The sequence below is a fragment of the Hydrogenivirga sp. 128-5-R1-1 genome (assembly GCF_000171895.1).
Genome location: NZ_ABHJ01000501.1, coordinates 1 through 1,105, shown reverse-complemented (window position 1 = coordinate 1,105; position 1,105 = coordinate 1). Strand labels below are relative to the sequence as shown.

Sequence of the window (1,105 nt, the reverse complement as noted above, 5' to 3'; positions counted from 1 at the left end):
TAAACGTCAGTTGTATTATCATCTCTGTAAACAACTTTAATATCCATGTATGAAGAAAGTTCTTTTAGAAGTGCATCTCTCTGGTTTAAGTAATTATTTAGTCTCGTTTCGTCAAATTTGAATGCTTTTATATTTTTGTTTAATTGTGCAATATGTTTAATAATATTATTTACCTTATTTACATTATCTTTAATTGAAAGGGAAATTTCATCTCTTACTTTTGTCATATTATTATAGGTGTCTCTTATTTTTGCTACCAGTTGATTTGCAGCAGATATAACGGCATCTCTTGCAGCTGGGTCGTCAGGATTAATTGCTACATCACTAAAAGAATTAAAGAATTTATTTACGTTTTTATAAAAACCTGTACCCTGTATATCATTAAACATTGTTTCTATTTCTGAAAGTAAATTCGTGTAAGTTTCATCACTGCTTACTTCCTGATTAAGATTTAAATATCTTTTAAAAAGGCCATTGTCAAAAACTCTTTCTATACGCTTTATGTCTACACCTTCTGGGACTATATCTTGAAGTGAAACATTTTGCCTTGCATATCCATCAGAATACTGGTTCGCTATATTTTCATTGGTAATGTTAACGGATTTTTGATTTGTTAAAAGAGCCTGACTTCCAAGTGATAAAAGTCCAAATATAGACATGTTTACCTCTTTCTACTATATAGAAATTTCAATCTTAATATTATTATCGGCATTAATTTATATTTTTTTATTAAATATACCGCTTTTTTGTCCCTGTGAAATTTGACCGTATGGGTTGTATTTTTCAACATTTTCTTCAAAAATAGAAGAAAAAATTTCATCTATAAACAACATATTGTTATTGGCCAAATTTAAATTTCTCTTGTTTAAAAACTCTATTTCTTTCAAAAGGTCAATGTAATTTTCAAAATCTTTTTTTTCATACATTGAAAGTTCTGAGATTAGTTTCTTTTTTTCTTCTATAATGTTTAAAAGTTCCTGCGGGTTATCTAATTTTAGAAGAAGTTTATACTCCTTTTCTAAACTTTCTTTAAATGCTTTTAATTTTTTTTCTAAATCCATAACTTTAAATTTAAATCAAAATTTAAATTATTGCAATTTTTTTC

General features: G+C 26.6%; 2 protein-coding genes. Both read right to left on the bottom strand.

Annotated features, from left to right (window positions below; translation table 11 throughout):
* On the bottom strand, window positions 1-659 hold a 659-nt coding region (flgK, locus tag HG1285_RS00360; RefSeq protein ID WP_008289687.1), incomplete at its 3' end, for a flagellar hook-associated protein FlgK.
* A 57-nt stretch (window positions 660-716) separates the two neighbouring features.
* Window positions 717-1,061: a hypothetical protein gene (locus HG1285_RS00365; protein WP_008289686.1), complete on the bottom strand. Its 345-nt coding sequence runs from the start codon at window positions 1,059-1,061 to the stop codon at window positions 717-719.
* Between the last annotated feature and the right edge of the window lie 44 nt (window positions 1,062-1,105).

Excerpts from the sequence above, each read along its gene's own strand:
- HG1285_RS00365 (WP_008289686.1), bottom strand. The coding sequence starts at position 1,061 with ATGGATTTAGAAAAAAAATTAAAAGCATTTAAAGAAAGTTTAGAAAAG.